27 protein-coding genes are annotated in these 23493 nt (G+C 74.1%); 11 read left to right on the forward strand and 16 right to left on the reverse strand.

The annotated features are described in order from the left end of the window. Positions 1-396: zf-HC2 domain-containing protein (locus tag ACWGJO_RS07045; protein WP_452182527.1), on the reverse strand; the 396-nt coding region annotated here is incomplete at its 3' end. Positions 397-518: 122 nt separating this feature from the next. Continuing rightward, positions 519-1250, reverse strand: coding sequence for an RNA polymerase sigma factor SigE (sigE, locus tag ACWGJO_RS07050; RefSeq protein WP_387694254.1), 732 nt, complete (start codon positions 1248-1250; stop codon positions 519-521). Between the two features lie 258 nt (positions 1251-1508). Here sigE and ACWGJO_RS07055 point away from each other — a divergent pair, with 258 nt between their 5' ends. Continuing rightward, complete coding sequence (locus ACWGJO_RS07055) at positions 1509-2171, forward strand: O-methyltransferase (protein ID WP_359903646.1); 663 nt, start codon at positions 1509-1511, stop codon at positions 2169-2171. 111 nt (positions 2172-2282) lie between these two features. Here the strand turns inward: ACWGJO_RS07055 and ACWGJO_RS07060 are convergent, their stop codons facing one another. Then, complete coding sequence (locus tag ACWGJO_RS07060; protein ID WP_014137929.1) at positions 2283-2450, reverse strand: DUF3117 domain-containing protein; 168 nt, start codon at positions 2448-2450, stop codon at positions 2283-2285. 297 nt (positions 2451-2747) lie between these two features. Between ACWGJO_RS07060 and ACWGJO_RS07065 the strand changes: the two genes are divergently transcribed. Further along, positions 2748-3548: an enoyl-CoA hydratase-related protein gene (locus ACWGJO_RS07065; protein WP_452182528.1), complete on the forward strand. Its 801-nt coding sequence runs from the start codon at positions 2748-2750 to the stop codon at positions 3546-3548. A 39-nt stretch (positions 3549-3587) separates the two neighbouring features. On the opposite strand, the gene ACWGJO_RS07070 is transcribed toward ACWGJO_RS07065, so the two are convergent. After that, positions 3588-4181 (reverse strand): DNA-3-methyladenine glycosylase I, encoded by a 594-nt coding sequence (locus ACWGJO_RS07070; RefSeq protein ID WP_452182529.1) that lies wholly within the window; start codon positions 4179-4181, stop codon positions 3588-3590. A 10-nt stretch (positions 4182-4191) separates the two neighbouring features. After that, positions 4192-4632: a DivIVA domain-containing protein gene (locus tag ACWGJO_RS07075; protein ID WP_380350137.1), complete on the reverse strand. Its 441-nt coding sequence runs from the start codon at positions 4630-4632 to the stop codon at positions 4192-4194. Between the two features lie 181 nt (positions 4633-4813). Here ACWGJO_RS07075 and folP point away from each other — a divergent pair, with 181 nt between their 5' ends. Continuing rightward, positions 4814-5626: a dihydropteroate synthase gene (gene folP / locus ACWGJO_RS07080; RefSeq protein WP_452182563.1), complete on the forward strand. Its 813-nt coding sequence runs from the start codon at positions 4814-4816 to the stop codon at positions 5624-5626. A 65-nt stretch (positions 5627-5691) separates the two neighbouring features. Here the strand turns inward: folP and ACWGJO_RS07085 are convergent, their stop codons facing one another. Further along, positions 5692-6501 carry an LOG family protein gene (locus ACWGJO_RS07085; RefSeq protein ID WP_359903553.1) on the reverse strand — a complete coding sequence of 270 codons (810 nt, stop codon included), beginning with the start codon at positions 6499-6501 and terminating at the stop codon, positions 5692-5694. Positions 6502-6612: 111 nt separating this feature from the next. Next, positions 6613-7689 (reverse strand): succinyl-diaminopimelate desuccinylase, encoded by a 1077-nt coding sequence (gene dapE / locus ACWGJO_RS07090; protein ID WP_380539910.1) that lies wholly within the window; start codon positions 7687-7689, stop codon positions 6613-6615. Between the two features lie 198 nt (positions 7690-7887). Here dapE and ACWGJO_RS07095 point away from each other — a divergent pair, with 198 nt between their 5' ends. After that, the gene (locus ACWGJO_RS07095; protein WP_452182530.1) at positions 7888-8958 is read left to right on the forward strand and encodes a hypothetical protein; all 1071 of its coding nucleotides are present in this window, start codon (positions 7888-7890) and stop codon (positions 8956-8958) included. A gap of 303 nt (positions 8959-9261) precedes the next feature. Then, a complete protein-coding gene (locus tag ACWGJO_RS07100) occupies positions 9262-10062 on the forward strand; it encodes a hypothetical protein (RefSeq protein WP_387694244.1) in 801 nt (266 codons plus the stop codon). Positions 10063-10143: 81 nt separating this feature from the next. Here the strand turns inward: ACWGJO_RS07100 and dapC are convergent, their stop codons facing one another. Next, positions 10144-11292 (reverse strand): succinyldiaminopimelate transaminase, encoded by a 1149-nt coding sequence (dapC, locus tag ACWGJO_RS07105; RefSeq protein WP_452182531.1) that lies wholly within the window; start codon positions 11290-11292, stop codon positions 10144-10146. A gap of 20 nt (positions 11293-11312) precedes the next feature. Further along, complete coding sequence (fdxA, locus tag ACWGJO_RS07110) at positions 11313-11639, reverse strand: ferredoxin (RefSeq protein ID WP_030061559.1); 327 nt, start codon at positions 11637-11639, stop codon at positions 11313-11315. A 130-nt stretch (positions 11640-11769) separates the two neighbouring features. Here fdxA and ACWGJO_RS07115 point away from each other — a divergent pair, with 130 nt between their 5' ends. Continuing rightward, positions 11770-12783, forward strand: a complete 1014-nt coding sequence (locus ACWGJO_RS07115; protein ID WP_452182532.1) for a GNAT family N-acetyltransferase — start codon at positions 11770-11772, stop codon at positions 12781-12783. Between the two features lie 61 nt (positions 12784-12844). After that, the gene (locus ACWGJO_RS07120; RefSeq protein WP_452182533.1) at positions 12845-13753 is read left to right on the forward strand and encodes a transglutaminase family protein; all 909 of its coding nucleotides are present in this window, start codon (positions 12845-12847) and stop codon (positions 13751-13753) included. A 9-nt stretch (positions 13754-13762) separates the two neighbouring features. Here ACWGJO_RS07120 and ACWGJO_RS07125 read toward each other — a convergent pair whose 3' ends face one another. Continuing rightward, entirely contained in the window at positions 13763-14392 is a 630-nt protein-coding gene (locus tag ACWGJO_RS07125; RefSeq protein ID WP_452182534.1) for a response regulator, read from the reverse strand. Positions 14393-14469: 77 nt separating this feature from the next. Between ACWGJO_RS07125 and ACWGJO_RS07130 the strand changes: the two genes are divergently transcribed. Together ACWGJO_RS07130 and ACWGJO_RS07135 are read left to right on the forward strand one after the other, a co-directional pair. Then, on the forward strand, positions 14470-15411 hold the full coding sequence (locus ACWGJO_RS07130; protein WP_452182535.1) for a MerR family transcriptional regulator: 942 nt from the start codon (positions 14470-14472) through the stop codon (positions 15409-15411). Next, positions 15408-15899 (forward strand): GNAT family N-acetyltransferase, encoded by a 492-nt coding sequence (locus tag ACWGJO_RS07135; RefSeq protein ID WP_452182536.1) that lies wholly within the window; start codon positions 15408-15410, stop codon positions 15897-15899. Before ACWGJO_RS07130 ends, ACWGJO_RS07135 begins: the two co-directional genes overlap by 4 nt. On the opposite strand, the gene ACWGJO_RS07140 is transcribed toward ACWGJO_RS07135, so the two are convergent. The 3 genes from ACWGJO_RS07140 to murJ are packed head-to-tail and all read right to left on the reverse strand — an operon-like array spanning position 15869 to position 18296. Continuing rightward, positions 15869-16390: a hypothetical protein gene (locus ACWGJO_RS07140; RefSeq protein ID WP_452182537.1), complete on the reverse strand. Its 522-nt coding sequence runs from the start codon at positions 16388-16390 to the stop codon at positions 15869-15871. The two genes, ACWGJO_RS07135 and ACWGJO_RS07140, sit on opposite strands and share 31 nt — an antisense overlap. Positions 16391-16404: 14 nt before the next feature. Beyond that, entirely contained in the window at positions 16405-16731 is a 327-nt protein-coding gene (locus ACWGJO_RS07145; RefSeq protein WP_452182538.1) for a hypothetical protein, read from the reverse strand. After that, positions 16722-18296 (reverse strand): murein biosynthesis integral membrane protein MurJ, encoded by a 1575-nt coding sequence (gene murJ / locus ACWGJO_RS07150; RefSeq protein WP_452182539.1) that lies wholly within the window; start codon positions 18294-18296, stop codon positions 16722-16724. The genes ACWGJO_RS07145 and murJ overlap by 10 nt, the downstream gene beginning before the upstream one ends. Before the next feature lie 146 nt (positions 18297-18442). On the opposite strand from murJ, the gene ACWGJO_RS07155 reads away from it, so the two are divergent. Both ACWGJO_RS07155 and ACWGJO_RS07160 read left to right on the forward strand, forming a co-directional pair. Then, positions 18443-19117: a response regulator gene (locus ACWGJO_RS07155; RefSeq protein WP_452182541.1), complete on the forward strand. Its 675-nt coding sequence runs from the start codon at positions 18443-18445 to the stop codon at positions 19115-19117. After that, entirely contained in the window at positions 19111-20532 is a 1422-nt protein-coding gene (locus ACWGJO_RS07160; RefSeq protein ID WP_452182542.1) for a sensor histidine kinase, read from the forward strand. The genes ACWGJO_RS07155 and ACWGJO_RS07160 overlap by 7 nt, the downstream gene beginning before the upstream one ends. Here ACWGJO_RS07160 and ACWGJO_RS07165 read toward each other — a convergent pair. The 3 genes from ACWGJO_RS07165 to ACWGJO_RS07175 are packed head-to-tail and all read right to left on the reverse strand — an operon-like array spanning position 20529 to position 23481. Continuing rightward, positions 20529-21788, reverse strand: a complete 1260-nt coding sequence (locus ACWGJO_RS07165) for a sensor histidine kinase (RefSeq protein ID WP_452182544.1) — start codon at positions 21786-21788, stop codon at positions 20529-20531. The genes ACWGJO_RS07160 and ACWGJO_RS07165 overlap by 4 nt on opposite strands. Positions 21789-21796: 8 nt before the next feature. Continuing rightward, positions 21797-22519: an ABC transporter permease gene (locus tag ACWGJO_RS07170; RefSeq protein WP_452182545.1), complete on the reverse strand. Its 723-nt coding sequence runs from the start codon at positions 22517-22519 to the stop codon at positions 21797-21799. Continuing rightward, entirely contained in the window at positions 22516-23481 is a 966-nt protein-coding gene (locus ACWGJO_RS07175) for an ABC transporter ATP-binding protein (RefSeq protein WP_452182546.1), read from the reverse strand. The genes ACWGJO_RS07170 and ACWGJO_RS07175 overlap by 4 nt, the downstream gene beginning before the upstream one ends. Positions 23482-23493 lie beyond the last annotated feature (12 nt).

Consider the following 23493-nt stretch of genomic DNA (forward strand, 5'->3'; position numbering starts at 1 on the left):
TTTCTGCGGCCGCCTCCGTTGGGTCCATGTGCCCGCCCGCCCCGCGCCGGAAGGCGCGTCGGCATATCCGGGTGGCGCCGTGCGTGCCGGCCGGCCGCGGCCCGCCGGGGCGTCCTCGGGGAGGCTGCCGACGGCCATCAGGCGGGCCATCAGCGCGGAGGACGGGCCGGGGGTGCCGGTGCGGGTCAGCATGTGCTTGACGGCGCGGCCCTCGTCGGCCTCGGCGAGGCACTGGGGGCAGGTCGCCAGGTGGGCCTGGACGCGGTCGCGCGAGTCGTGGCCGAGTTCGCCGTCCAGGAAGGCGGAGAGTCGCTCGCCCAGGTGGTGCTCCTCGGCGGCGGGCGCGGTGGGGCGGACGGGAAGCGCATGCAGCGCCGTGTCCGCGGGCAGTGCCACCGCGGGCAGCACGGGCTCACCGGGTTCGTCGCCTCCGCGACGGCCCGGCAGGGCCCAGCCCCGTCGGGTCAGGGACCGGTCGGACGCATCCGAACGATCCGAACCGGACCGGCTGGTTCCGCTCACGATCGCCTCCGTCCGCGCCCACCGGGCGCGACCGCGGCCTCGACCACGCCGACGCCGACCGGCACCGGCTCCTCCGAGCCGCCGCGGCGCTCACGGCCGGGGGCCGAGCCGGGGGCGCGGTGCTTGAGCGCGGCGCGCAGGTGCGAGCGGCCGCGGTGGATGCGGCTGCGGACGGTGCCGAGCTTGACGCCCAGCGTGGCGGCGATCTCCTCGTAGGACAGGCCCTCGATGTCGCAGAGCACCACGGCGGCCCGGAACTCCGGCGCGAGGGTGTCCAGCGCCTGCTGGACGTCGGCGTCGAAGTGGGTGTCGCTGAAGTGCTGGGCCGGGCTGGGCTCGCGGGAGGCGAGCCGCTCCGCCGCGTCCTCGCCGAGCGCGTCGAAGCGGATGCGCTGGCGGCGGCGGACCATGTCCAGGAAGAGGTTGGTGGTGATCCGGTGCAGCCAGCCCTCGAACGTGCCGGGGGTGTAGGTCGACAGCGAACGGAACACCCGGACGAAGACCTCCTGGGTGAGGTCCTCGGCGTCGTGCTGGTTGCCCGTCAGACGGTAGGCGAGCCGGTAGACGCGGGCGCTGTGCGCCTCGACGATCTCCTCCCAGGTGGGCGGAGTCCAGGTCTGCGCGTCGGGACCTTCGGTGAAGGTCGCGAGGGCGGGGGCCTCGGTGGCACCGGCGGTCGGCGTAGCGGCCGCGGGCTGGTCCAGGTCGGAGTGCGCAGGCTGGTTCATCACGGGCTTCGGCGTACGGGCCGACGCGGTGCCGCGGGAGTGCCGCCGCACAGGGACGTCGCCCTCGGCCACACCTCCTCGGTCGGCTCTTCTGCCCAGCAGGGCCACCACCATATCCACCTCACCCGTCAAGCCCGGATAAAAGTGCCCGGGAGGCCTTCCGCACCCGGTCCGTCCTGACAACGGCCCGCCGCCGTACGCGGTTCCCGGTCGGCCAGTAATCTGTGCCAGGAAATATCGACATCCCTCGGCACCGGGCTGCCGCCCGGCGCTCCGAAAGAGGCAGCCATCAGCGAATTCGGGCCCGCACGTGCGGCCCTCGCCGACACCTTCGTGAGCGAGGACGCGGTGCTGACCTACGCCCGGGCCCAGTCCGCGCGGACCGGGATAAAGGCGATCGGGCCGAGCGGCGGGGCCTGCCTGCGGCTGCTGGCCGCCGCACTCGACGCCAAAGCGGTCGCCGAGATCGGCACCGGCACCGGGGTATCAGGGGTCTACCTGCTGCGCGGGATGCGGCCGGACGGCGTGCTCACCACGGTGGACTCCGAACCGGTGCGCCAGCAGCTGGCGCGCGAGGCGTACCAGGCGGCCGGGTTCGCGGCCAACCGCTCCCGATTCATACCGGGCCGGGCCCTGGAGGTGCTGCCCCGGCTCGCCGACGGCCAGTACGACCTGGTGTTCTGCGACGGCGACCCGGTCGAGTCCTGCGAGTACCTGCTGGAGGCGCTGCGGCTGCTGCGGCCGGGTGGGATGGTCTGCTTCGAGGGGGTCTTTCAGGAGGGCAGGCTGGCCGAACCGGAGCTCCAGGACCCGCAGACCGGCGCCGTCCGGGACCTGGTCCGGGACGTGCGGGAGAGCGAGGCCCTGCTGCCGGCACTGCTGCCGGTGTCGGACGGACTGCTCTGCGCCATCAAGCGCTGAGCCCGGCGCCCCGCGGGGACCGGGCCCGGAAAACGTGCGGACCCGGGCCGACATGACGTCGTACCCGGGCCCGGCAGCACATCTCCAGGAGATGGCGAGCACCTGCTGCGGTCAGCCGCAGGCCTTCTTCAGGGCCTCGCCGAGGGCGTCGGCCTCGTCAGGCGTGAGCTCCACCACAAGGCGTCCGCCGCCTTCGAGCGGAACGCGCATGATGATGCCCCGCCCCTCTTTGGTGACTTCGAGCGGGCCGTCACCCGTCCGCGGCTTCATGGCCGCCATGCTCGTTCCCCTTCCTGCAACCGCTCAGCTACGCACCGGCAGTCCGTCCACCGCCGGTATCGAACGCATTGATCGGAAGCCATTATCCCGCATGCCACGGGCTGATGACCAACATCACTCTCGGTGCAACCACGGCCGGACCGCCCCCAACCGCCGCAAACCGCGTCATAAGCCCCGGCGTGGCGGCGGCACGGACAGCACCGGAAGGTGCGATACCTCACACTCCCCAGGCCCCCGTGTGCTCCGGCATCCTGACACACACGACCGACACCGCCACGACCCCGGGAGCCCTCACCCATGTCCGATTCCGTGCTGTACGAGCTGGACGGCGGCCTGGCCGTCCTCACCATCAACCGCCCGGAGGCGATGAACGCGCTCGACGTCGCCACCAAGATCGCGCTGCGCACCGCCGTGACCGCCGCGGCCGCGGACCCGGCGGTGCGGGCCGTCCTGCTGACCGGGGCGGGCGAGCGGGCCTTCTGCGTCGGCCAGGACCTGAACGAGCACCTGACCCTGCTGAAGCGGGCCGAGGAGACCGGCGAGGGCGCGCTGCGCACCGTCGCCGAGCACTACAACCCGCTGGTGCGGGCGCTGGCCGGAATGCGCAAGCCGACCGTCGCCGCGGTCGGCGGGGTGGCGGCCGGAGCCGGCGCCTCGCTCGCCTTCGCCTGCGACTTCCGCTTCCTGTCCGACCGGGCCGGCTTCAACACCGCCTTCGCCGGGATCGGGCTGACCGCCGACTCGGGCGCCTCCTGGACGCTGCCCCGGCTGGTCGGGCACGCCAGGGCCACCGAGCTGCTGATGCTCCCCCGGACGGTCAAGGCCGCCGAGGCGATGGAGCTGGGCCTGGCCACCAAGGTGGTACCGGCCGAGGAACTCGCCGCCACCGCCCGGGCCTTCGCCCGCGAGCTGGCCGAGGGCCCGACCGTCGCCTACGGCGCCATCAAGGAGTCGCTGGCGTACGGCGCCTCCCACTCGCTGGACGAACTCCTCGACAAGGAGGACGAGTTGCAGACACTGGCGGGCGACAGCGAGGACCACCGGATCGCGGTGCGCGCCTTCATCGCCAAGGAGAAGCCGAAGTACCTGGGCCGCTGAGGCGCGCGGGGGCCGACCACCGGGTCCCCGCGCCGGCGGTCAGCCCTTGGCGCCGGTGCGGACGTGGCAGTCCGCCAGGTGGTCGTCGACCAGCCCGCAGGCCTGCATCAGGGCGTAGGCGGTGGTCGGGCCGACGAAGCGGAAGCCCTCCTTCTTCAGCGCCTTCGCCAGCGCCGTCGACTCCGGCGTGACGGCCGGCACCTCGCTCGGCGTGCGGGGGGCCGGCCGGTCCGGCTCGGCGGCGAACCGCCAGATCAGCGCGTCCAGGCCGCCCTCCAGATCGCGGGCGACCCGCGCGTTGGCGATCGCCGCCTCGATCTTGGCCCGGTTGCGGATGATGCCGGCGTCGGCGAGCAGGCGCTCCTTGTCCGCCTCGCCGAACTCGGCGACCTCGGCGATCTCGAAGCCCGCGAACGCGGCCCGGAAGCCCTCGCGGCGGCGCAGGATGGTCAGCCAGGACAGGCCGGACTGGAAGGCCTCCAGGCAGACCCGCTCGAACAGCGCGTCGTCGCCGTGCACCGGACGGCCCCACTCGGTGTCGTGGTAGACCCGGTAGTCGTCGGTGGAATCGCCCCAGGCGCAGCGGCGCAGCCCGTCCGCACCGAGCACCGCGCCCTCGACCTCACCACTCATGCGCACCCGTTCACTTGTCGGCCCCCGGCTTCGCGTCCTCGGGGGTCTGCTCCCCGGCCGGCTGCTTGGCGAGCACCACGGCCGGCTCGACCACCTGGGCGAACTCCTCCAGGCCGGGCAGCGGCTCGGCCGCCGGGTCGGGGGCGGTGGTCGCCTCGACCGCGCCGCGCAGGTGGGCGGCGGCCTCCAACTCGGCGATCCGCGCGTCGCGGTAGGCGAGTTCGGCGCCGAGGCGGTCCAGGACGTCGTCCACCTCGTCCATCCGGTAGCCGCGCAGCGCCATCGGCAGGCGCAGCTCGTCCACGTCCGCCTTGCCCAGCGGGCGGTCCTGCGGCAGTCGCGCGGAGATGCGGTCCGGTACCGCCTCCGGCATCGACCCGCCCCCACCCAGCGCCACCAGGGCGGCACCACCGACCACCACGGCCATGGCGACCACGATCACCCAGAACACGAGCTGTCCTCCCGAACTCCCGGCCGGTCCGCTATGTGGTGGCGGGTAACCACACTGATCATGACAGCATGGTCCCTTAGTGAGGCCGGGGGCCATCATCGCACCCGCAGGAGCTGTGGAGGAGACATCGGTGGCACTGCGCCTGGGACCGCGGGAATTCGGTGACGACGAGCTGGTGATCATGGCGATCGTCAACCGGACGCCGGACTCGTTCTTCGACAAGGGCGCGACCTTCGCCGACCAGGCCGCCTTCGCCGCCGCGGACCGGGCGATGGCCGAGGGCGCGGCGATCCTGGACATCGGCGGGGTGAAGGCCGGGCCGGGCGACGAGGTCACGGTCGAGGAGGAACTGCGGCGCACCGTGCCCTTCGTGGCCGAGCTGCGCAAGCGCCACCCCGAGGCGGTCATCAGCGTGGACACCTGGCGGCACGAGGTCGGCGAGGCGGTCTGCGAGGTGGGCGCGGACCTGCTGAACGACGCCTGGGGCGGGGTGGACCCGAAGCTCGCCGAGGTGGCCGCCCGGTACGACGCCGGGCTGGTCTGCACCCACGCGGGCGGCGCCGAACCCCGCACCCGGCCGCACCGGGTCGGGTACGAGGACGTGATGGCGGACATCCTGCGGGTGACCGTGGGACTGGCCGAGCGCGCGGTGGAGCTCGGCGTGCGGCGGGACGCGGTGGTCATCGACCCGGGGCACGACTTCGGCAAGAACACCCGGCACTCGCTGGAGGCCACCCGGCGGCTGCCGGAGATGACCGCGACCGGCTTCCCGGTGCTGGTCTCGCTCTCCAACAAGGACTTCGTCGGCGAGACCCTGGACAAGCCGGTGAACGAGCGGCTGCTCGGCACCCTGGCCACCACCGCGGTCTCGGCCTGGCTGGGCGCGCGGGTCTACCGGGTGCACCAGGTCGCGGAGACCCGCCAGGTGCTGGACATGGTCGCCTCGATCCGGGGCACCCGCGCCCCGGCGGTCGCCCGCCGGGGGCTGGCCTAGGCTCCGGCCGGGCCGGGGCCTGCCCGCTGGTCCGGCCGACGGGGCCGGGCGGCGGGGCACTGGGGCTAGATCTCGCCGGCGGGCCGGCGGGCGTCGGCGAGGATCTTCATGACCTCGTCGATCTCGTCGGTGATGTGGAACAGCTCCAGGTCGTGCGGGGCCGCCTTGCCCTGCGCGACCAGGGTGTTCTTCAGCCACTCGTAGAGGCCCCCCCAGTAGGCGCTGCCGTAGAGGATCACCGGGAAGCGGGTGACCTTCTTCGTCTGCACCAGGGTGAGCGCCTCGAACAGCTCGTCCAGCGTGCCGAGGCCGCCGGGCAGGACCACGAAGCCCTGGGCGTACTTCACGAACATCGTCTTGCGGACGAAGAAGTAGCGGAAGTTCAGACCGAGGTCGACGAACTCGTTGAGGCCCTGCTCGAAGGGCAGCTCGATGCCGAGCCCGACGCTGAGGCCGCCGGCCTCGGAGGCGCCGCGGTTGGCGGCCTCCATCGCGCCCGGGCCGCCGCCGGTGATCACCGCGTAGCCGGCCTCGACGAGGGCCCGGCCGATCTCCACGCCCGCCTGGTACTCGGGCGAGTCGACCGGGGTCCGGGCGGAGCCGAAGACGCTGATCGCGGGCGGGAGTTCGGCGAGGGCGCCGAAGCCCTCGACGAACTCGGAGGTGATCCGCAGGACCCGCCACGGGTCGGTGTGCAGCCAGTCGGTGGGGCCGGTGGTGTCCAGCAGGCGCTGGTCCGTGGTGCTCGTGCCGACCTGGTCCCGGCGCACCAGCACCGGGCCCTTCTGCTTCTCGGGCCAGGCCTTCTTCTTCCGCGGCACCCCGACCTGCTCGGGACCGTGACCGTAGTGCTTCTCGTCTCCTGTGCCTGTCATGACGAAACCCTACGCCGATCTTCCCCCGTTTTCAGGCAACGGGGGAAGGTCGGTTGAGCAACCGGAAGATGGCGTTCGACCGCTGATCGTACGAGCTGAGCCGCGCGCGGCTCAGCTCGTCAGCCAGGCGCGCAGCCGCTCCTCGACCTCGGCGATGGCGCTCAGCGAGCAGTGCTCCTCGCGCTTGTGCGCCAGGTTCGGGTCCCCGGGGCCGTAGTTGACGGCCGGGACGCCGAGCGCGCTGAAGCGGGCGACGTCGGTCCAGCCGAACTTGGCCCGGGCCTGGCCGCCGGTGGCCGCCAGGAAGGCCTGGGCGGCCGGCTGGGCGAGTCCGGGCAGGGCGCCCGCGGCGAAGTCGGTGACGGTGAGCTCGAAGCCGTCGAAGACCTCGCGCACGTGCTTCTCCGCGTCGGCCTCGCTGCGGTCCGGCGCGTAACGGAAGTTGACCGTGACGACGCACTCGTCCGGGATCACGTTGCCGGCCACGCCGCCGTCGATCCGCACCGCGTTCAGGCCCTCGCGGTACTCCAGGCCGTCGATCTCCACCCGGCGCGGCCGGTAGTCCGCGAGCCGGGTGAGCACCTCGGCGGCGTGGTGGATGGCGTTGTCGCCGAGCCAGCTGCGGGCCGCGTGGGCGCGCACGCCGGTGAGCCGCACCTGCGCCCGCAGGGTGCCCTGGCAGCCGCCCTCGACCATGCCGCCGCTGGGCTCCATCAGCACCGCGAAGTCGCCCGCCAGCCACTGCGGGTGGTCCTTGGCGAGGTGGCCCAGGCCGTTGCGGTGGGCCTCCACCTCCTCGCAGTCGTAGAAGACGAAGGTGAGGTCGCGGTTGGGCTCGGCGAGCGTGGCGGCCAGGCGCAGCTGGACGGCCACGCCGGACTTCATGTCCGAGGTGCCGCAGCCGTAGAGCAGGTCGCCCTCGACGTACGAGGGGAGGTTGTCGGCGATCGGCACGGTGTCCAGGTGGCCGGCCAGGACGACGCGCTCGGCCCGGCCCAGGTTCGTCCGGGCGACCACGTTGTTGCCGTGGCGGTCCACGGTGAGGTGCGGGTAGCCGCGCAGCGCGGCCTCCACGGCGTCGGCGAGCGCCTGCTCGTCGCCGCTCACCGAGGGGAAGTCGACGAGGCGGGCGGTCAGCGCGCCGCCGTCGAGAGTGAGGTCCAGGGGCGTCGGGTTCGGGCTGCTCATGGGCGCCAGCCTAGTCCGAGGCCCGGTGCGGGCCGGTGCGGCCGCCCGGTGACACGGACCGGCCGCCGCCGCCCCCGGGGCCGGCGCCGGGACGGTGAGAGGGCGGCGAGTGGGCGGGCAACAGCAACCGGGAGGCGCCGCACACCCGTCCGAGTGGGTACGGTGTCGGATCAAGGAGCAGGCGCGAGAGGGGCGACGGTGGCCAGGAGAAGGAGCAGCGAGGAGCTGGGCGACGAAGAGGAGCCCACTCGCCGCCGCGGGCCGCTGCGCGCCCTGCTGATGGTGATCGTCGGGCTGCTCGGCCTGGCCCTGGTCGCCGGTCTGGCCGTGGTCGGGATCTGGTGGTTCGGCTTCAAGCCGGGCGCGTCCGAGGAGTGCACGGTGAAGACCGCGGCGGGCAGCGGCACGCTGGAGCTGCCGCAGGCCGCCAACGCCGCGACGATCGCCGCGGTGGCGCGCTCGCGCGGGCTGCCGGACCGGGCCACCGCGATCTCGCTGGCGACGGCCATGCAGGAGTCCAAGCTGCGCAACCTGGCGGGTGGCGACCGGGACTCGATCGGCCTCTTCCAGCAGCGGCCGTCGATGGGCTGGGGAACCCCGGCGCAGATCTCGGACCCGGTGTACGCGACCAACAAGTTCCTGGACGGCCTGGTCAAGGTCCCCGGCTACACCCGGATGCCGCTGACCGACGCCGCGCAGACGGTGCAGAAGAGCGGCTACCCGCAGGCCTACGCCAAGCACGAGACCAAGGCGACCCTGCTCACCTCGGCGCTGGCCGGCCGGGAGCCCGCCTCGTTCTCCTGCGTGGTGCACGACTATGCCAAGCCGGACCCGGAGGACTCCGCGTCAGCCTCCCCGGGCTCGACCCCGGGCGCCACCGCGACGCCGGCCGCGGCGGCGGACCGGGCGCAGGTGCTGTCCGACCGGGTGCGCCGGGAGTTCGGCCGCACGGTGACGCCGGCGACCGGCTACACCTCGACCATCAAGGGCGCCGAGAACGCCGTCTCGCTGACCCCGGACCCGGCCACCGCCGCGCTGACCTCCTCCTCGGACGCGGGGGCGGACGGCGGGGTGGTCGCCGAGCGGGCGAGCGGCTGGGAGGTCGCCCACTGGGCGGTCGCCCAGGCCCAGCAGCTGGGCATCGCGACGGTCGCCTACGACGGGAAGATCTGGCGCAAGTCCAAGTCCGAGGACGGCTGGCAGAGCCAGACCTCGGGCACCTCGACCAAGCTCGTCCAGGTCACTCTGGCCCCGGCCGACAAGGGCTGACGCACTGGTGTTCGGGTTGCCGCCGGTCGGGTGATTGCGGTCAACCCCGGTGGACCGACCCCCCGTTCCGGCGAACCGGGATGGAGAACCGTCACTGCCCTTGGCCGGGCCCGGTTCGGCGACGTCCGACCGGGCCCGGCGGACACCCCTGTCGCGGTCGTACGATCCGATGATCGGCCAGAAAGCTTCCTTGCACCGGCCGAAACCTTCTGGCTTCTCAAGCGGTAACAACGTCGTCCGCCCGATCGGCCACACCCGGCCCCGGGGCGGACGGGACGGACCCAGACCCCTTCGAGGAGCCCCATGTCTCACCCCCTCACGCGCCGGATCGCCCAGGCCGCGCTCGTCGTGGCCGCCGGAGCGACCCCGCTGCTCGCCGCCGGCTCCGCGTCCGCCCTGGGCGGAGACGCCCTGCTGCCCAAGAGCGACCTCGCGGCACCGCTGGGCCAGCTGACCAACACCGACACCGGTTCCACCCTCCAGCACACCACCCACCAGCTCGGCCAGGCCGCCGGCACCACCGGTGCGGCCACCGTCGCCGCGGGCGTACCGGCCTCCGCCGACGCCGCCGGCAACATCGTCGCCCAGCAGCTGCCCGAGGCCAACGAGAAGGCCGGCTCGCTGACCGCCCCGGTCGACGAGACCGCCGCGACGGCCGGCCGGCTCTCCTCGGTCACCCCGAAGGTCACCTCGGCCCTGGCCGGCAAGCTCGGCGAGGCCGTCACCGGCAGGAGCACGGCCACCCGCAGCGCCACCGCCGGCACCGGCCCGCTCGACGGGCTCACGTCGGGCCCGGTCACCCAGACCCTGCCGGCCGCCGGGACCCTCACCGGCGCCGTCCCCGGCGGCACCGCCGTCGCCGACGCCCTGCCCGTCGGCGCGGTGCAGCGCGCGCTGCCGCTCGGCTCCGTCGAGCAGACCCTGCCGGCCGACCTGCCCGCCACCGACGTGCTCGGCCTGGCCGAGCACGGGTCGGCCAACCGCCTCGGCGGTGCCGACCTCGGCTCGAACAGCCCGCTGTCCGGCCTGACCGGGGCGCTCGGCCCGCTCGGCGGCCTGCTGGGCAGCCTCAACGGAGGCGGCCTCAACGGCCTGCCGCTGTAACCCCCGCCTCCGCGGAGAACCCCGAAGGGGGCCGGTGTCCGTGACACCGGCCCCCTTCGCCGTACGGTCGTCCGGGTGCGGTCAGCGCGCCGCGCCCAGCCGCTCCACGGCCGCGGCGACCCGCTCGTCGGTCGCCGTGAACGCGACCCGCACGAAGCGGTCGCCGGCCGGCCCGTAGAAGTCGCCGGGCGCCACCAGGATGCCCAGCCCGGCCAGTTCGGCCACCGTCTCCCAGCACGGGCGGTCCTGGGTCGCCCACAGGTAGAGGCTCGCCTCGGAGTGCTCGATCCGGAAGCCGTACGCCTCCAGCGCCGCCCGCAGGGCCGAGCGCCGGGCCGCGTACCGCTCGCGCTGCTCGGCCACGTGCGCGTCGTCCGCGAGCGCGGCGACCGTCGCCGCCTGGACCGGCGCCGGCACGATCATGCCGCCGTGCTTGCGCACCTCCAGCAGCTCCTTGACCACCACCGGGTCGCCCGCCACGAAGGAGGCGCGGTAGCCGGCCAGGTTGGAGCGCTTGGAGAGCGAGTGCACGGCCAGCAGGCCCTCGTGGCCGTCGCCGCAGACGTCCGGGTGCAGGACCGAGACCGGGTCGGCCTCCCAGCCCAGCTCCAGGTAGCACTCGTCGCTGACCAGCAGTGCCCGGTGCTCCCGGGCCCACTCGACGGCACGGCGCAGCTCGTCCGCGCCCAGCACCCGGCCGGTCGGGTTGGACGGCGAGTTCACCCAGAGCAGGCGCACCCGGGAGCCGTCCAGCTCGTCCACCGAGTCGTACTCGACCGGCTCGGCGCCGCACAGCCGGGCGCCCACCTCGTAGGTCGGGTAGGCCAGGCGCGGGTAGGCGACCTGGTCGCCGGGGCCGAGGCCGAGCTGGGTCGGCAGCCAGGCCACCAGCTCCTTGGAGCCGACGGTCGGCAGCACGGCCTGCGGGCCGATCCGCGCGCCGAGCCGGCGGTGCAGCCAGCCGGCGATCGCCTCGCGCAGCTCCAGCGGACCCCAGACGGTCGGATAGCCGGGGGTGTCGGTGTGCGCGGCCAGCGCCTTCTGGACGACCTCGGGGACCGGGTCCACCGGGGTGCCGACGGAGAAGTCGCAGAGCCCGCCTGGGTGGGCCAGGGCGGTCGCCTTGTACGGTTCCAGCTTGTCCCAGGGGAAGACCGGGAGCTTGTCCGAAACGCGACGCGCCGCCCCCGGGTGGCCCGGGAACGGCGCGCGCGTGCTGTTGGTGCTCACAGCTGTTCTGCCACCGATCGTCAGTGGTCGGCGTTCTGCGGCGGCAGAGCGGCGATGAACGGGTGGTCACGCTCGATCAGGCCGAGCTTCGAGGCGCCACCGGGCGAACCCAGGTCGTCGAAGAACTCGACGTTCGCCTTGTAGTAGTCCTTCCACTCCTCCGGAGTGTCGTCCTCGTAGAAGATCGCCTCGACCGGGCAGACCGGCTCGCACGCGCCACAGTCGACACACTCATCCGGGTGGATGTAGAGCGATCGCTCGCCCTCGTAGATGCAGTCAACCGGGCACTCTTCGATGCACGCCTTGTCCTTCACGTCGACACAAGGCTGCGCGATGACGTAGGTCACGCTGTCGTTCCTCCTCGGAAGGGCCTGGTGGCCCGTTCTGTTCTGCTGCCGTGCGCGGTGAGCGCGGCGTCGTCGATGCCCGCCCCTAGTATCGCGGGTCGGAGACCGCAAATGCACAGGAGGTGGCCAGATGGCGACGGTCAACCCGGTCGGCGACCGTCCGGAGGTCCGGATAGATCGCTCTGACGTGGGACGACGCGTGTCGGTCCGACGCCTCGCGGAGTTCGTGGACGACCGGCCGGTGTTCCGGGATTCGATCGGCGTGCTCACATCGTGGGACGATCATGGGCTGACGATCGCCCCGCGTTCCGGCGATCCGGTGCACTTGCCGGAGAAGCTGCTGGTCGCGGGCAAGGTCGTGCCGCCGTTTCCGGTTCGGCGGGCCCCGTTGCCGGTCACCGCGCCGGTCGAACTGCAGCGGATCGCGGGCCGCGGCTGGCCGGCCGTCGAGCAGGAGCCGCTCGGCGAGTGGACGCTGCGCGCCGCGGCCGGGTTCACCCGGCGGGCCAACTCCGTCCAGGCGCTCGGGGACCCCGGGCTGCCGCTGCCTCAGGCGCTGGCGGCCGTCCGCGCCTGGTACGCGGCGCGCGGGCTGCCCGCGTACGTCGAGGTGATCTCCCCCGGCTCGCCGACCGCGCTGGTCGCCGAACTCGACCGGCTGGGCGCCGGGTACGCGCCCACCCTGGTCCGCACCGCCCCGCTGGCCGTGCTCGCCCGGGTCGGCACCGGGCACGAGAGGGTCCGGCTGGCGCGGACCGCGGACGACCGGTGGCTGTCGGTGTACCGGCGGGTGAGCGGCGACCCGGCCGTCGAGGAGGCCGCCCGGCAGGTGCTGCACGGCGGGCCCTCCGTCTGGTTCGCCACCGTGCCGGGCGCCCCCGGGCAGCCCCCGCTGGCGATCGGACGCTGCGTCGCCGAAGGGGACTGGGCCTGCTTCGGCGCGATCGAGGTCCAGCCGTACGCCCGGCGGGCCGGGCTGGCGACGGCGGTCATGGCGGTGCTCGCCTCGCGCGCGGCCGAGGAGGGGGCGAGCGGCGGGTACCTCCAGGTCGAGGCGGAGAACGCGGGGGCGATCGCGCTCTATGACGGACTCGGCTTCACGACCAGTCACACTTACCACTACGCCCTTCTTCCCCAGGGGTAGCCGCCAGTCCGTACCGTCCGACCGATCACCCGACCGACCACCCGACCGTCCGTCCGCCGCCTTGTCCGTCCGCCGTACGAAAGCCGTCGCCGTCACCGTGACCGAGCAGAGCAGAGACCGCTTCCGGACCGCCGCCCGCGCCGAGCAGCCCGACCCGGTGCTGCTGTGCCTGCTCGCCGCCGCCGAGCACGGCATGGTGCCCGACCCCGGCGACCCCGGCGAGCCGCCCGGCGTGGACGCACTGCTCGCCGCCTGCGAGGCCGCGCTGGAGCGGCACGCGGCAGCCGTCCGGCAGGCCGTCGCCGAGCGGGCGCCCACCGGGCCGGAGGAGACGGCCGCCCTGCTCGCCGCGGTGCTCGGCGGACGGGAGCGCTTCCACGGACGGCAGTCGGACTACCGGCGCCTGGAGTCCTCGCTGCTGCCCGAGGTGCTGCGGCGGCGGCGCGGACTGCCGATCACGCTCTCCCTGGTGTGGACGGCGGTCGGGCGGCGGGCCGGGCTGACCGTCCACGGCATCGCGCTGCCCGGCCACTTCATCGTCGCGGTGGGCGGCCCGGCGGGCGGCGAGGACTACGTCCTGGCCGACCCGTTCCACGGCGGGCGGCTGCTCGACCCGGAGGACGTCGAACGGCTGGTCGCCGCCGCCGGGCAGGAGTTCACCCCCGCCCTGCTCACCCCGGCCCAGCCGCTGGAGATCGTGCTGCGGGTGCTCGGCAACATCCGGGTCTGGGCCGCCGAACGCCCCGAGCACGCCCGCACCCAGCTGTGGGCCACCGAACTCTCCCTGCTGCTGCCCCGGCACCCGGCCCAGCTGCGCCTGGAACGGGCCGAACTCCTCGTCCGCACCGGGGACTTCCTCGGCGGATCGGCGGAGATGGACGCCTACGCGCAGATCCTGGACACCTTCGACCCGGACACCGCCGCCAAGGTCCGCCAGGAGGCCCGGGCGGCCCGGCACCGGCTCAACTGACCCGCCCGCCTACAGCCAGCCCTTCTCGCGGGCGATCCGCACCGCCTCGGTACGGTTGCGGGCCCCGGTCTTCTGGATCGCCATCGACAGGTAGTTGCGCACCGTCCCCTCGGACAGGTGCAGCCGCCGGGCGATGTCCGCGTTCACCGCGCCGTCGGCGGCCGCGCCCAGTACGTCCCGCTCGCGCGGGGTCAGCGGGTTGGCGCCCTCCGCCAGCGCGGCGGCGGCCAGCACCGGGTCGATCACCCGCTCGCCGCGCAGCACCCGGCGGATCGCCTCCGCCAGCTCGGAGGCCGGCGCGTCCTTCACCAGGAAGGCGTCCGCGCCCGACTCCATCGCCCGGCGCAGGTAGCCGGGCCGGCCGAAGGTCGTCGCGATGACCACCTTCGTCCCGGGCGCCCGGTCGCGCAGCTCGGCGGCCGCCTCGATGCCCGTCATCCCCGGCATCTCGATGTCCAGCACGGCGACCTGCACGTCGTTCGCGAGCACCGCCGCCACCACCTCGTCCCCGCGGCCGACCTGCGCGACGACGTCGATGTCCCCCTCCAGCCCGAGCAGCGCGGCCAGCGCCTCCCGGACCATCCCCTGGTCCTCGGCGAGCAGCACGCGGATCGAGGCCCCGTTGTCAGTGTCGTTCATGGCCACGACCTTAGGGCGTGTCCGGCGACGGCGACGGGCTTGTGTCTCCGGTAAGGGGAGGGTCCAGAGTGAGGTCCATGGACGGCAGCGACACGCTCTACTCGATCGGCGAGCTCGCCCGGCGCACCGGACTCACCGTCAAGGCCATCCGGTTCTACGCCGACACCGGCCTGGTGCCGCCCACCGGCCGCACCGCGGCCGGCTACCGGCGGTACGACGTCCACGCGCTCGCCCGGCTGGACCTCGTCCGCACCCTGCGCGAACTCGGGCTCGACCTGCCCGCGATCCGCCGGGTGCTGGAGCGGGAGGCCCCGCTGCGGGAGGTCGCCGCCGCGCACGCCGAGGCGCTGGAGGTGCAGATCCGCACCCTCCGGCTGCGCCGGGCGGTACTGCTCGCCGTCGCCCAACGCGGTTCCACACCCGAGGAGATGAGACTCATGCACAAGCTCGCCGCGCTCTCCGACGCCGAACGCCGGCGTCTGATCCACGACTTCGTCGACGAGGTCTTCGGCGGCCTGGACGCCAACCCGGAGTTCGTCGCCATGATGCGCTCGGCCATGCCCGAACTGCCCGACGAGCCGCGGGCGGAGCAGGTCGAGGCCTGGGTGGAACTGGGCGAACTCGTCCAGGACCCGGACTTCCGCGCGGCGGTGCGCCGGATGGCCGAGCACCAGGCCGCCGAGCGCGCCGACGGGGACCGCACCGGCCTGCACGTCGAGCTCACCGGGACGGTGACCTCCCTGGTCCGGACCGCGCTGGCGGCCGGCGTCGCCCCCGCCTCCCCCGAGGCCGACCCCGTCGTCGCCGCCCTCGCCGCCGCCTACGCCGAGGCCTTCGGCCGCCCGGACGACACCGCGCTGCGGCGGTGGCTGCTCGACCGCCTCGGAACGGCCGACGACCCCCGGGCCGAGCGCTACTGGCAGCTGATGGCGACCGTCAACGGCTGGCCGGTGCCGGAGAACCTGCGGGACGTATTCGAGTGGTTCACCGAGGCCCTCCGGGCCAGACTGTCGGGATGATCACCCTGGAACCGCTGCACCCCGACCACGCCGAGGAGCTGCTCGGCTTCGAACGCGTCAACCGCGCCCACTTCGCCCGCAGCATCCCGGACCGCGGTGACGACTACTTCACCGGGTTCGCGGACCGACACGCCGCCCTCCTCGCCGAACAGGCCGCGGGCACCTGCCGGTTCCACGTCGTCCGCGACGCGGCCGGCGAGCTGGTCGGCCGCGTCAACCTCGTCGACCTCGCCGACGGCGGCGCCGAGATCGGCTACCGGGTGGCCGAGTCCGCCGCCGGCCGCGGCGTCGCCATCGCCGCCGTCGCCGAGGCGTGCCGGCTCGCCGCCGCCGGGTACGGACTGCGCTTCCTCACCGCCGTCACCACCCGCGACAACCCCGCCTCGCGGACAGTCCTCGCCCGGAACGGCTTCGCGTTCCGGCACGAGTTCCTCCTCGGCGACCGCCCCGCCCTCGCCTACCGCCGCGACCTGGCCGACCTCGGCTGAGGCACGCCGGCGGGCGGACCCGGCAGTCCGACGGGCAGGGCGACGGTGAGCAGGGCGAACGGCCGAAGGGCCCGTGCCGCGCCGAGGGGAAGTACGGGAGCCGGGTGGAGCGGGGGGGCCGCCCGGCCCGCCGCCCCCCACGCCAGCCAGCCCCCGGCCGGCACCAAGCAGGCGGCGGGGCTGGTGTTGAAGGCGATGGCGGCCTGCGGGGCTTGGCGGCGGACGAGGTTGACGACGAGTTCGAAGAAGGGCAGGGCCGGCTCGGGCTTGCGGATGCCGCCGCCGATGACGACGACGTCCCACCCCCGCCCGGCGAGGGCCGCGACGACGGCGGGTTCGGCGGTGTCGTCGGGCGCCACCAGGGCGACGGCGGCGTCGATGCCCTGCTCGGCGAAGCGGGCGAGTTCGGCGTCGAGGAGGGCCCGCACGGCGTCGCCGTCCGTGCCGGGGACGGTGTGCGGGTCGAAGCCGAGCACGAGAACGGTGGGCATGTCCGAAAGGACGCTCACCCCGGCCGCCCGGGTTCCCCGCGCAGGAAGCGGGCCGCGTCGGCGAGGGTGAGTTTGGGATCGCTCCAGGAGCAGACCTCCAGCCAGGAGAGCCGGCCGTCCTCGGCGAAGAGCAGGATCTCTCCGTCGGAGCCGATCGCCGCCTCGGCCACCACGTCCGAACGGGCGCCGTCCGCGACGCCGGCGAAGAGGGCCGTGCTGCAGCCGCACCGGCAGCGGGACTCCACGCGCAGGTGCGGGACCTGGGCGCGCAGGGGGTGGCCCTCCGGGAGGAGGACGTCGAGGACACGGGCGACATCGGTGGGAAGGAGAGTCATGGGCATCTGCGCAATCGTGTGGTGAGGGCCGACAGTTCGTCGACCCGCAGGAGGCGGGCGAGCAGGAGGTAGCCGACGGCGAGGGTGGCGGCGGCCGGCGCCAGGCCGTACCGCGCCGTCCACCAGGCCGCGGTGGCGGCCGGGAGGGCGGCGAGCAGCAGCCTGGCGTGGTCGCCCAGGACCCGCACCGGGCCGAGGCGTCGCCGCAGCAGCAGGGAGGCGCCCAGGACGGTCAGCAGGAACGAGCCCCCGTAGCAGCCGGCCATCCCGGTGACGGCCCAGCGCAGCGGCAGCAGCCGGTGGCAGAGCACCGCCCCCAGGGCCGTGGCGGCGACCGGCAGCAGGTTGAGCAGGAAGGGCGTGCGGCTGTCGCCCAGGGCGTAGAAGGCGCGGGTCAGCGCGTACGAGGCCGAGTAGAGGACCAGGCCGGGCGCGAAGGCGGTCAGCATTCCGGCGATGGCCTGGACGTCGGCGGGGTCGGTGCTCCCGTGCCCGAAGGCGAGCGCGCACAGCTGCGGCGCGAGGACCGCGAACCCGCAGGCCGCCGGGACGGTGACCACCGCGATGGTGCGCACGGTCCGGGCGAGCAGCGCCCGCACGGCTCGCGGGGAGCCGGCGGACGCGCTGAGCGCGGGCACCGCCGCCGTCACCAACGACACCGTGACGACCCCGTGCGGCACGATCCACAGCAGGTACGCGCTGCTGTAGGCGGTGTACCCGACGCCCGGCAGCCCGGCCGCGGCGGCCTGCGCGCCGACCGAGGTCGACAGCCTGGTGACCACCCAGTAGCCCGCCTGGTCGGCGAGCACCAGCAGCAGCGTCCACCCGGCGGCGCGCAGCGGCTCGCCGAGCCCCGCCCGCCGCCAGTCCCAGCGCGGCCGCAGCCGCACCCCGGCCGCCCGCAGGCAGGGCAGCAGCACCAGACCCTGGGCCACCACGCCGGCCGTCGTCCCGGCCCCGAGCACGGTCAGGTCCCGCTCGTCGAAGGAGCGGTGGCCGACGAAGGCGCCGAACACCCCGATCACCACCAGGTTGTTGAGCACCGGCGCCCACGCCATCGGCGCGAACCGCCGCCGGGCGTTGAGGAGTTGGCCGAGCACCGTGAACAGCCCGTAGAAGAACACCTGCGGCAGGCACAGGTACGCCAGCAGCACCGTCCGGTCCAACTGGGCACCGTCGTACGAGGTGTAGGCCCGCACCAGGTACGGCGCGCCGGGCACCACGACCGCCGTCAGCACCAGCAGGGCGACCACCAGCACTGTCACCAGCCGGTCGACGTGCGCCGCCCCGCCGTCCGCCGACTCCTTGGCGGCGCGCACCAGATGGGGCACCAGCGCGGTGTTCAGCGCACCGCCGATCAGCAGCACGAACAGGATGTTGGGCACCGTGTTGGCCACGTTGTACCCGTCCGCGAGCAGCCCCGAGCCGAGGACCGCCACCAGCAGCGCCGAGCGGACGAAGCCGGTGACCCGGGAGACCACCGTCCCGGCCGCCATCACCAGGCCGGGCGGGAGCGCACGGCGCGGCCTGCGGTGCCGGACGGGCACCGCGGGGCCCTCCAGAACACTCATCCGCCGGTCCCTCCCGCTCCGAGCAGCGCCGACCCGGACGGATCGGCGAAGACGGCGAGAGCATGCTCCGGCTCCCCTGAAGCGAGGCTGAGAAAGCTGAAGGCGACTTAAGGAACGGATCCGGCGCCGATGGCATCCTGATCCGCATGGAGATTCTGGTGGTGGAGGACGACGCCCAGGTCGCGGCGGCCGTACGGCGCGGTCTGGAGGCGGAGGGCTACACCGTCGACCTCGCCCCGGACGGTCTCACCGGCCTGCGGCTGGCCCAGCGGCACGCCTACCGGGCGATCGTGCTCGACATCATGCTGCCCGGCCTGAACGGCTACAAGGTGTGCGAGGCGCTGCGCGTCGGCGGCGTCACCACCCCGATCCTGATGCTGACCGCCAAGGACGGCGAGTACGACGAGGCCGAGGGCCTGGACACCGGCGCCGACGACTACCTCACCAAGCCGTTCTCCTACCTGGTCTTCCTGGCCCGGCTGCGCGCCCTGCTCCGCCGCAGCCAGACCCCGGGCCCGCTGCTGCGGGTCGGCGACCTCTGGCTGGACCCGGCGGGCCGCCGCTGCGGCCGGGGCGGCTCCGAGATCACCCTCACCGAGCGGGAGTTCGCCGTCCTGCGCTGCCTGGCCGAGCATCCCGGTGAGGTGCTCTCCAAGCGCCGGATCGTCGACGAGGTGTGGGACATCGCCTTCGACGGCGAGGAGTCCATCGTCGAGGTGTACGTCAGCATGCTGCGCCGCAAGGTGGACACCCCGTTCGGCGTCCGCTCGATCACCACGGTGCGCGGCGCCGGCTACCGACTGGAGACCGCACCGTGCTGAGCCGCCTCTCCACCCGCCTGCGCACCTCGCTGGCGGCCGGACTGACCGCGCTGCTGCTGCTCGGCGGCGGCGCCTGGTGGCTGCGCGGCCACCTGTACGACGCCCAGTTGGAGGCCGCCCGGGCGGAGGCCACGTCGCAGTCCCACGATCTCAGCAACGGCTACAAGCTCGGCCAGCAGCTGGTGGACAACTGGAGGCTGCCGTACGTGGTGCTGGGCGGCGACGGCCAGGTGCTGTTCATGGGCGGCACGCTGACCACCCAGCACCTGGTCGGGCCCCCGCCCGCCTCCGTGCCGCACCTGGCCCGGGACGACTGGCAGTCCGTCCAGCGGATCACCATCGGCGCCGCGGGCACGGCCGCGGCCAACCGCTACTCGGGACGCACCTTCACCGCGATGGGCAGCTGGAGCCCCCTGCTGCGCAAGGACGGCGACCAGACGAAACCGATGGCCGGCCCGTTCACGGTGTACGTGCTGGTCACCCCGTTCGCCGCCGAGGCCTCGCTGCACACCATCGACCCGGTACTGCAGCTGGGCGTGCCGGCCGCCGCGCTGCTGGTCGCGCTGGTGGCCTGGGCGGCGACCAGCCGGGCGCTGCGCCCGGTGGAGGCGATCCGCGCCGGGCTGGCCGAGATCGGCGAGCACCGGCTGGACCGCCGCGTCCCGGTGCCGCGCGCCGGCGACGAGCTCACCCGGATGGCCCGGACCACCAACGCCACGCTGGACCGGCTGGAGCGTTCCGCCGTGCAGCAGCAGCGCTTCGTCGCGGACGCCTCGCACGAGCTGCGCAGCCCGATCGCCGCGCTGCGCACCAATCTGGAGGTGTCGCTGGCGCACCCCGAGCGCACCGACTGGCCGGCCACCACCCGGGAGGCGCTCACCTCGGTCGAGCGGCTCCAGCAGCTCACCGAGGACCTGCTGTTCCTGGCCCGGGACTCGCACCCGGCATCGGCCGGCCGGCTCACCGACGTCGACCTGTCCGCCGTGCTGCGCGAACTCGCCGACCAGTACCGCCCGGTCGTCGGCGCCCGGCTCGCCCTGCTGGTGGACGCGCCCGAAGCGGTGCTGGTGCGCGGCAGCCGCATCCGGCTGCACCGGCTGGTGCGCAACCTGCTGGACAACGCCCAGCGGCACGCGGCCGCCGAGGTGGTGCTGTCCGTGCGGCACACCGTGCACGGCTGTGTCCTGGAGGTCCGGGACGACGGCCCGGGCGTGCCGCCGGAGGACCGCGAGCGGATCTTCGAGCCGTTCACCCGGCTCGACGAGGCCCGCAGCCGGGACGCCGGCGGCAGCGGCCTGGGCCTGGCCATCTCGGCGGACATCGCGACCCGGCACGGCGGCACCCTGCGGGTCGCCCACGCCCCGCACGGCGCCCGCTTCGTGCTGGAACTGCCGTCGGCCGGACGGGACTCCTAGGGTGCGGGGCGTGCCTGGGCCGAGGCCGCGGACACCGTCCGCAGCGGCACCGAGGCCCGCAGCCGAAAGCCCCTCCCCCGCTCCCCCGGCCCGGTCTCCAGGCGCCCGCCGACCAGGGCCAGCCGCTCCTCCAGCCCGGACAGGCCGTTGCCCGGCTGGGACTTGCCCGGCCCGCGCCCGTTGTCGGTGATCTCCAGGACGGCGTAGCGCTCGCCGCTCGCCTCCCAGCTCTCGTCCGCCGTCACCGTGCAGACGGTGGCGCCCTCGCCGTGCCGGACCACGTTGGTGACGGCCTCGCGCAGCGCCCAGGCCAGCGCCCCGGCCTCCTCGTCGGCCAGCGACGGCCAGGCGTCCACCAGCTCCGGCGCGGCCTCCAGCCGGACCTGCGCGGCGGCCAGCGCGGTACGGGCGGCGGCCAGTTCGACCGGCAGGGTCGGCCGGCGGAAACCGGTCACCGCCTCCCGGACGTCGATCAGCGACTGCCGGGCGACCTGCTCGATGTCGGCGACCTGCGCCCGCGCCGCCTCGTCCTTGCCGGCGTCCATGAACCGCCCGGCCAGCTCGCTCTTCAGGGTGATCAGCGACAGCGAGTGCCCGAGCAGGTCGTGCAGGTCGCGCGCCAGCCGCAGCCGCTCCTCGGAGGCCGCCAGGTGGGCGACCGCGGCCCGGGCATCGCGCAGCTCCTTCATGGTGGCGACCAGCCGCTGCAGACCGGTCATCGCGACGCCGGAGAGGAAGGCGCTGAGCGCGAAGGTGGAGACGTTGCCGACGCCGGCCCCGATGCCCGTCCCGACGGCGGCGGTGAGCACGGCCATGGCGACCAGGGCACGCAGCGCGTAGTGGGTCGGCACGATGATCGCGACGCACACCGAGGCGTAGATGAACAGTGTCAGGAACGCGGCTCCGAGGCCGACAGGGGCGGCGACGGCGAGCCCGACCATCGTCGTGACGATCACCAGGCAGGCCCGCGGCCGCATCCCGGCCTGCGAGCGGAAGACCACCAGCAGCACGTAGGCGACCACGAACCCGGCCAGGCAGCACCAGCCGAGCACCGTCCCGGCCGTGGTGTGGCCGCCGTTCAGCAGGTCGCCCGCCGGGTAGGCGAGGTAGAGCATCCACAGCATCATCCAGGCGACCTTGACCAGCAGCTGGCGCCTGCTCTCCACCGGGGAACCGGGCACGTTCATGAAGGAGGCGCGCGCCACGCCCACCTCCGGCGGTTCGTCGGGGCGGTGGGCCTGGCGCGCGTCACTCATGTCGATCATCATGCCTGGCGGCTGTCGCGGCGGTACAGGGCCGCCGCGGCGGCGCCGAACACCACGAGGAAGGCGGCCAGCCCGGCGACCGCGCCGGTGTCCAGGGAGTGCCCGGGCCGGGTGAAGTCGGCCAGCTGGTTGTACAGGTACACCGGGTTGAAGCGGGCGAACTTCTCCAGCGAGCCGCTCACCGGGAACCAGGTGCCGCCGAGCAGGGCCATCGCCATGTAGGTGATCATCACGATCGGCTGCACCGCGTCCGGCGCCGCCGCGTACCCGAGCGCCACCCCGAGCGCGGCGAAGACGAAGCTGCCCAGCCAGAGCGCAGCCGCCAGCCCGAGCCACTGCGGCGCGCTCAGCGAGACGCCCTGGCTCGCGCCGACCGCGAAGACCACCAGGATCGCCGGCAGCGTGGTGACGGCGGTCGCCGCGATCTTGCCGACGGTGTACGCCCGGCCGGGCAGCGCGGTCAGCCGCAGCTGGCGCACCCAGCCGCTCTTGCGCTCCAGCGAGATCCGCTGCGCGCTTCCGGTCAGCACCGCGCCGACCGCGCCGAAGGTGGCCATCGAGACCATGAAGTAGGTCTTCACCGGCAGGCCCCCGGCGAGCTGGGTGGAGCCGTAGGCGTTGATGAAGAAGAAGTACATCAGCGCCGGGTAGGCGACGGTGAAGAGCAGGTAGCGCCGGTTGCGGAGGGTCCGCAGGATCTCCAGCCGGATCAGGGTGGTCATCGCACGGTCTCCTTCTCGGTGCTCTCGCGGCCGGCGCCGTCCTCGCGGTCCAGCTCGCCGGTGATGGTCAGGAAGGCCTGCTCCAGGCCCACGCCGGCGACCTCCAGCCCGCGCGGGTACAGCCCCGCCCGGTAGATCCCGGCCACGGTGGCGTCGGCGTCCGCGGTCCGGATCCGTACCGTCCGCACCCCCGGGACCCTCGCGGTGACGTCCAGCGACTGCACGCCCGGCAGGGTGCGCAGCACGGACTCCTCGAACCCGCCGTCCGCGTCGTGGAGTTCGAAGGCGACCCGGCGGGCGCCGGCCCGCGCCTTGATCTCCGCCGAGCTGCCGTCGGCGATCAGTCGGCCCCGGTGCAGCACCAGGACGCGGTCGGCGATCGAGTCGGCCTCCTCCAGGTAGTGGGTGGCGAACAGCACCGTGCGCCCGGCGTCGGCCTGCGCGCGCATGCTCGCCCAGAACGACTGCCGCACGCTGACGTCCATGCCGGTGGTCGGCTCGTCCAGCACGATCAGGTCGTTGTCGCCGGCGATGGCCAGGGCGAAGCGGACCCGCTGCTCCTGGCCGCCGGACAGTTTGTCGACCCGCCGCTCCGCCAGCTCGGTGATCCCGGCGTCGGTCAGCACCTCCGTGACCGACCGGCCGCGCGGGTGCACGTCGCAGGCGAGCCGCACCAGCTCGCGCACCTTGACGTCGGTCATCAGCCCGCCGCTCTGCAGCATCGCGCCGACCCGGCCGGCCTCGATCGCCGCCCGCGGGGTGCCGCCGAACAGGGTCACGCTGCCCCGGTCGGGCTCGCGCAGGCCGAGCAGCAGGTCCAGGCTGGTGGACTTCCCGGCGCCGTTCGGTCCGAGCAGGGCGACGGTCTCTCCCGGCCTCAGCACGAGGTCGAGTCCGTCCACGGCGCGCACCCGCCCGAAGCTCTTGCCCACGCCGCGGAAGGCGGCCACCTCGGTACCCATCGCCCGGCTCCT

It is taken from the genome of Kitasatospora sp. NPDC054795, from assembly GCF_053611565.1.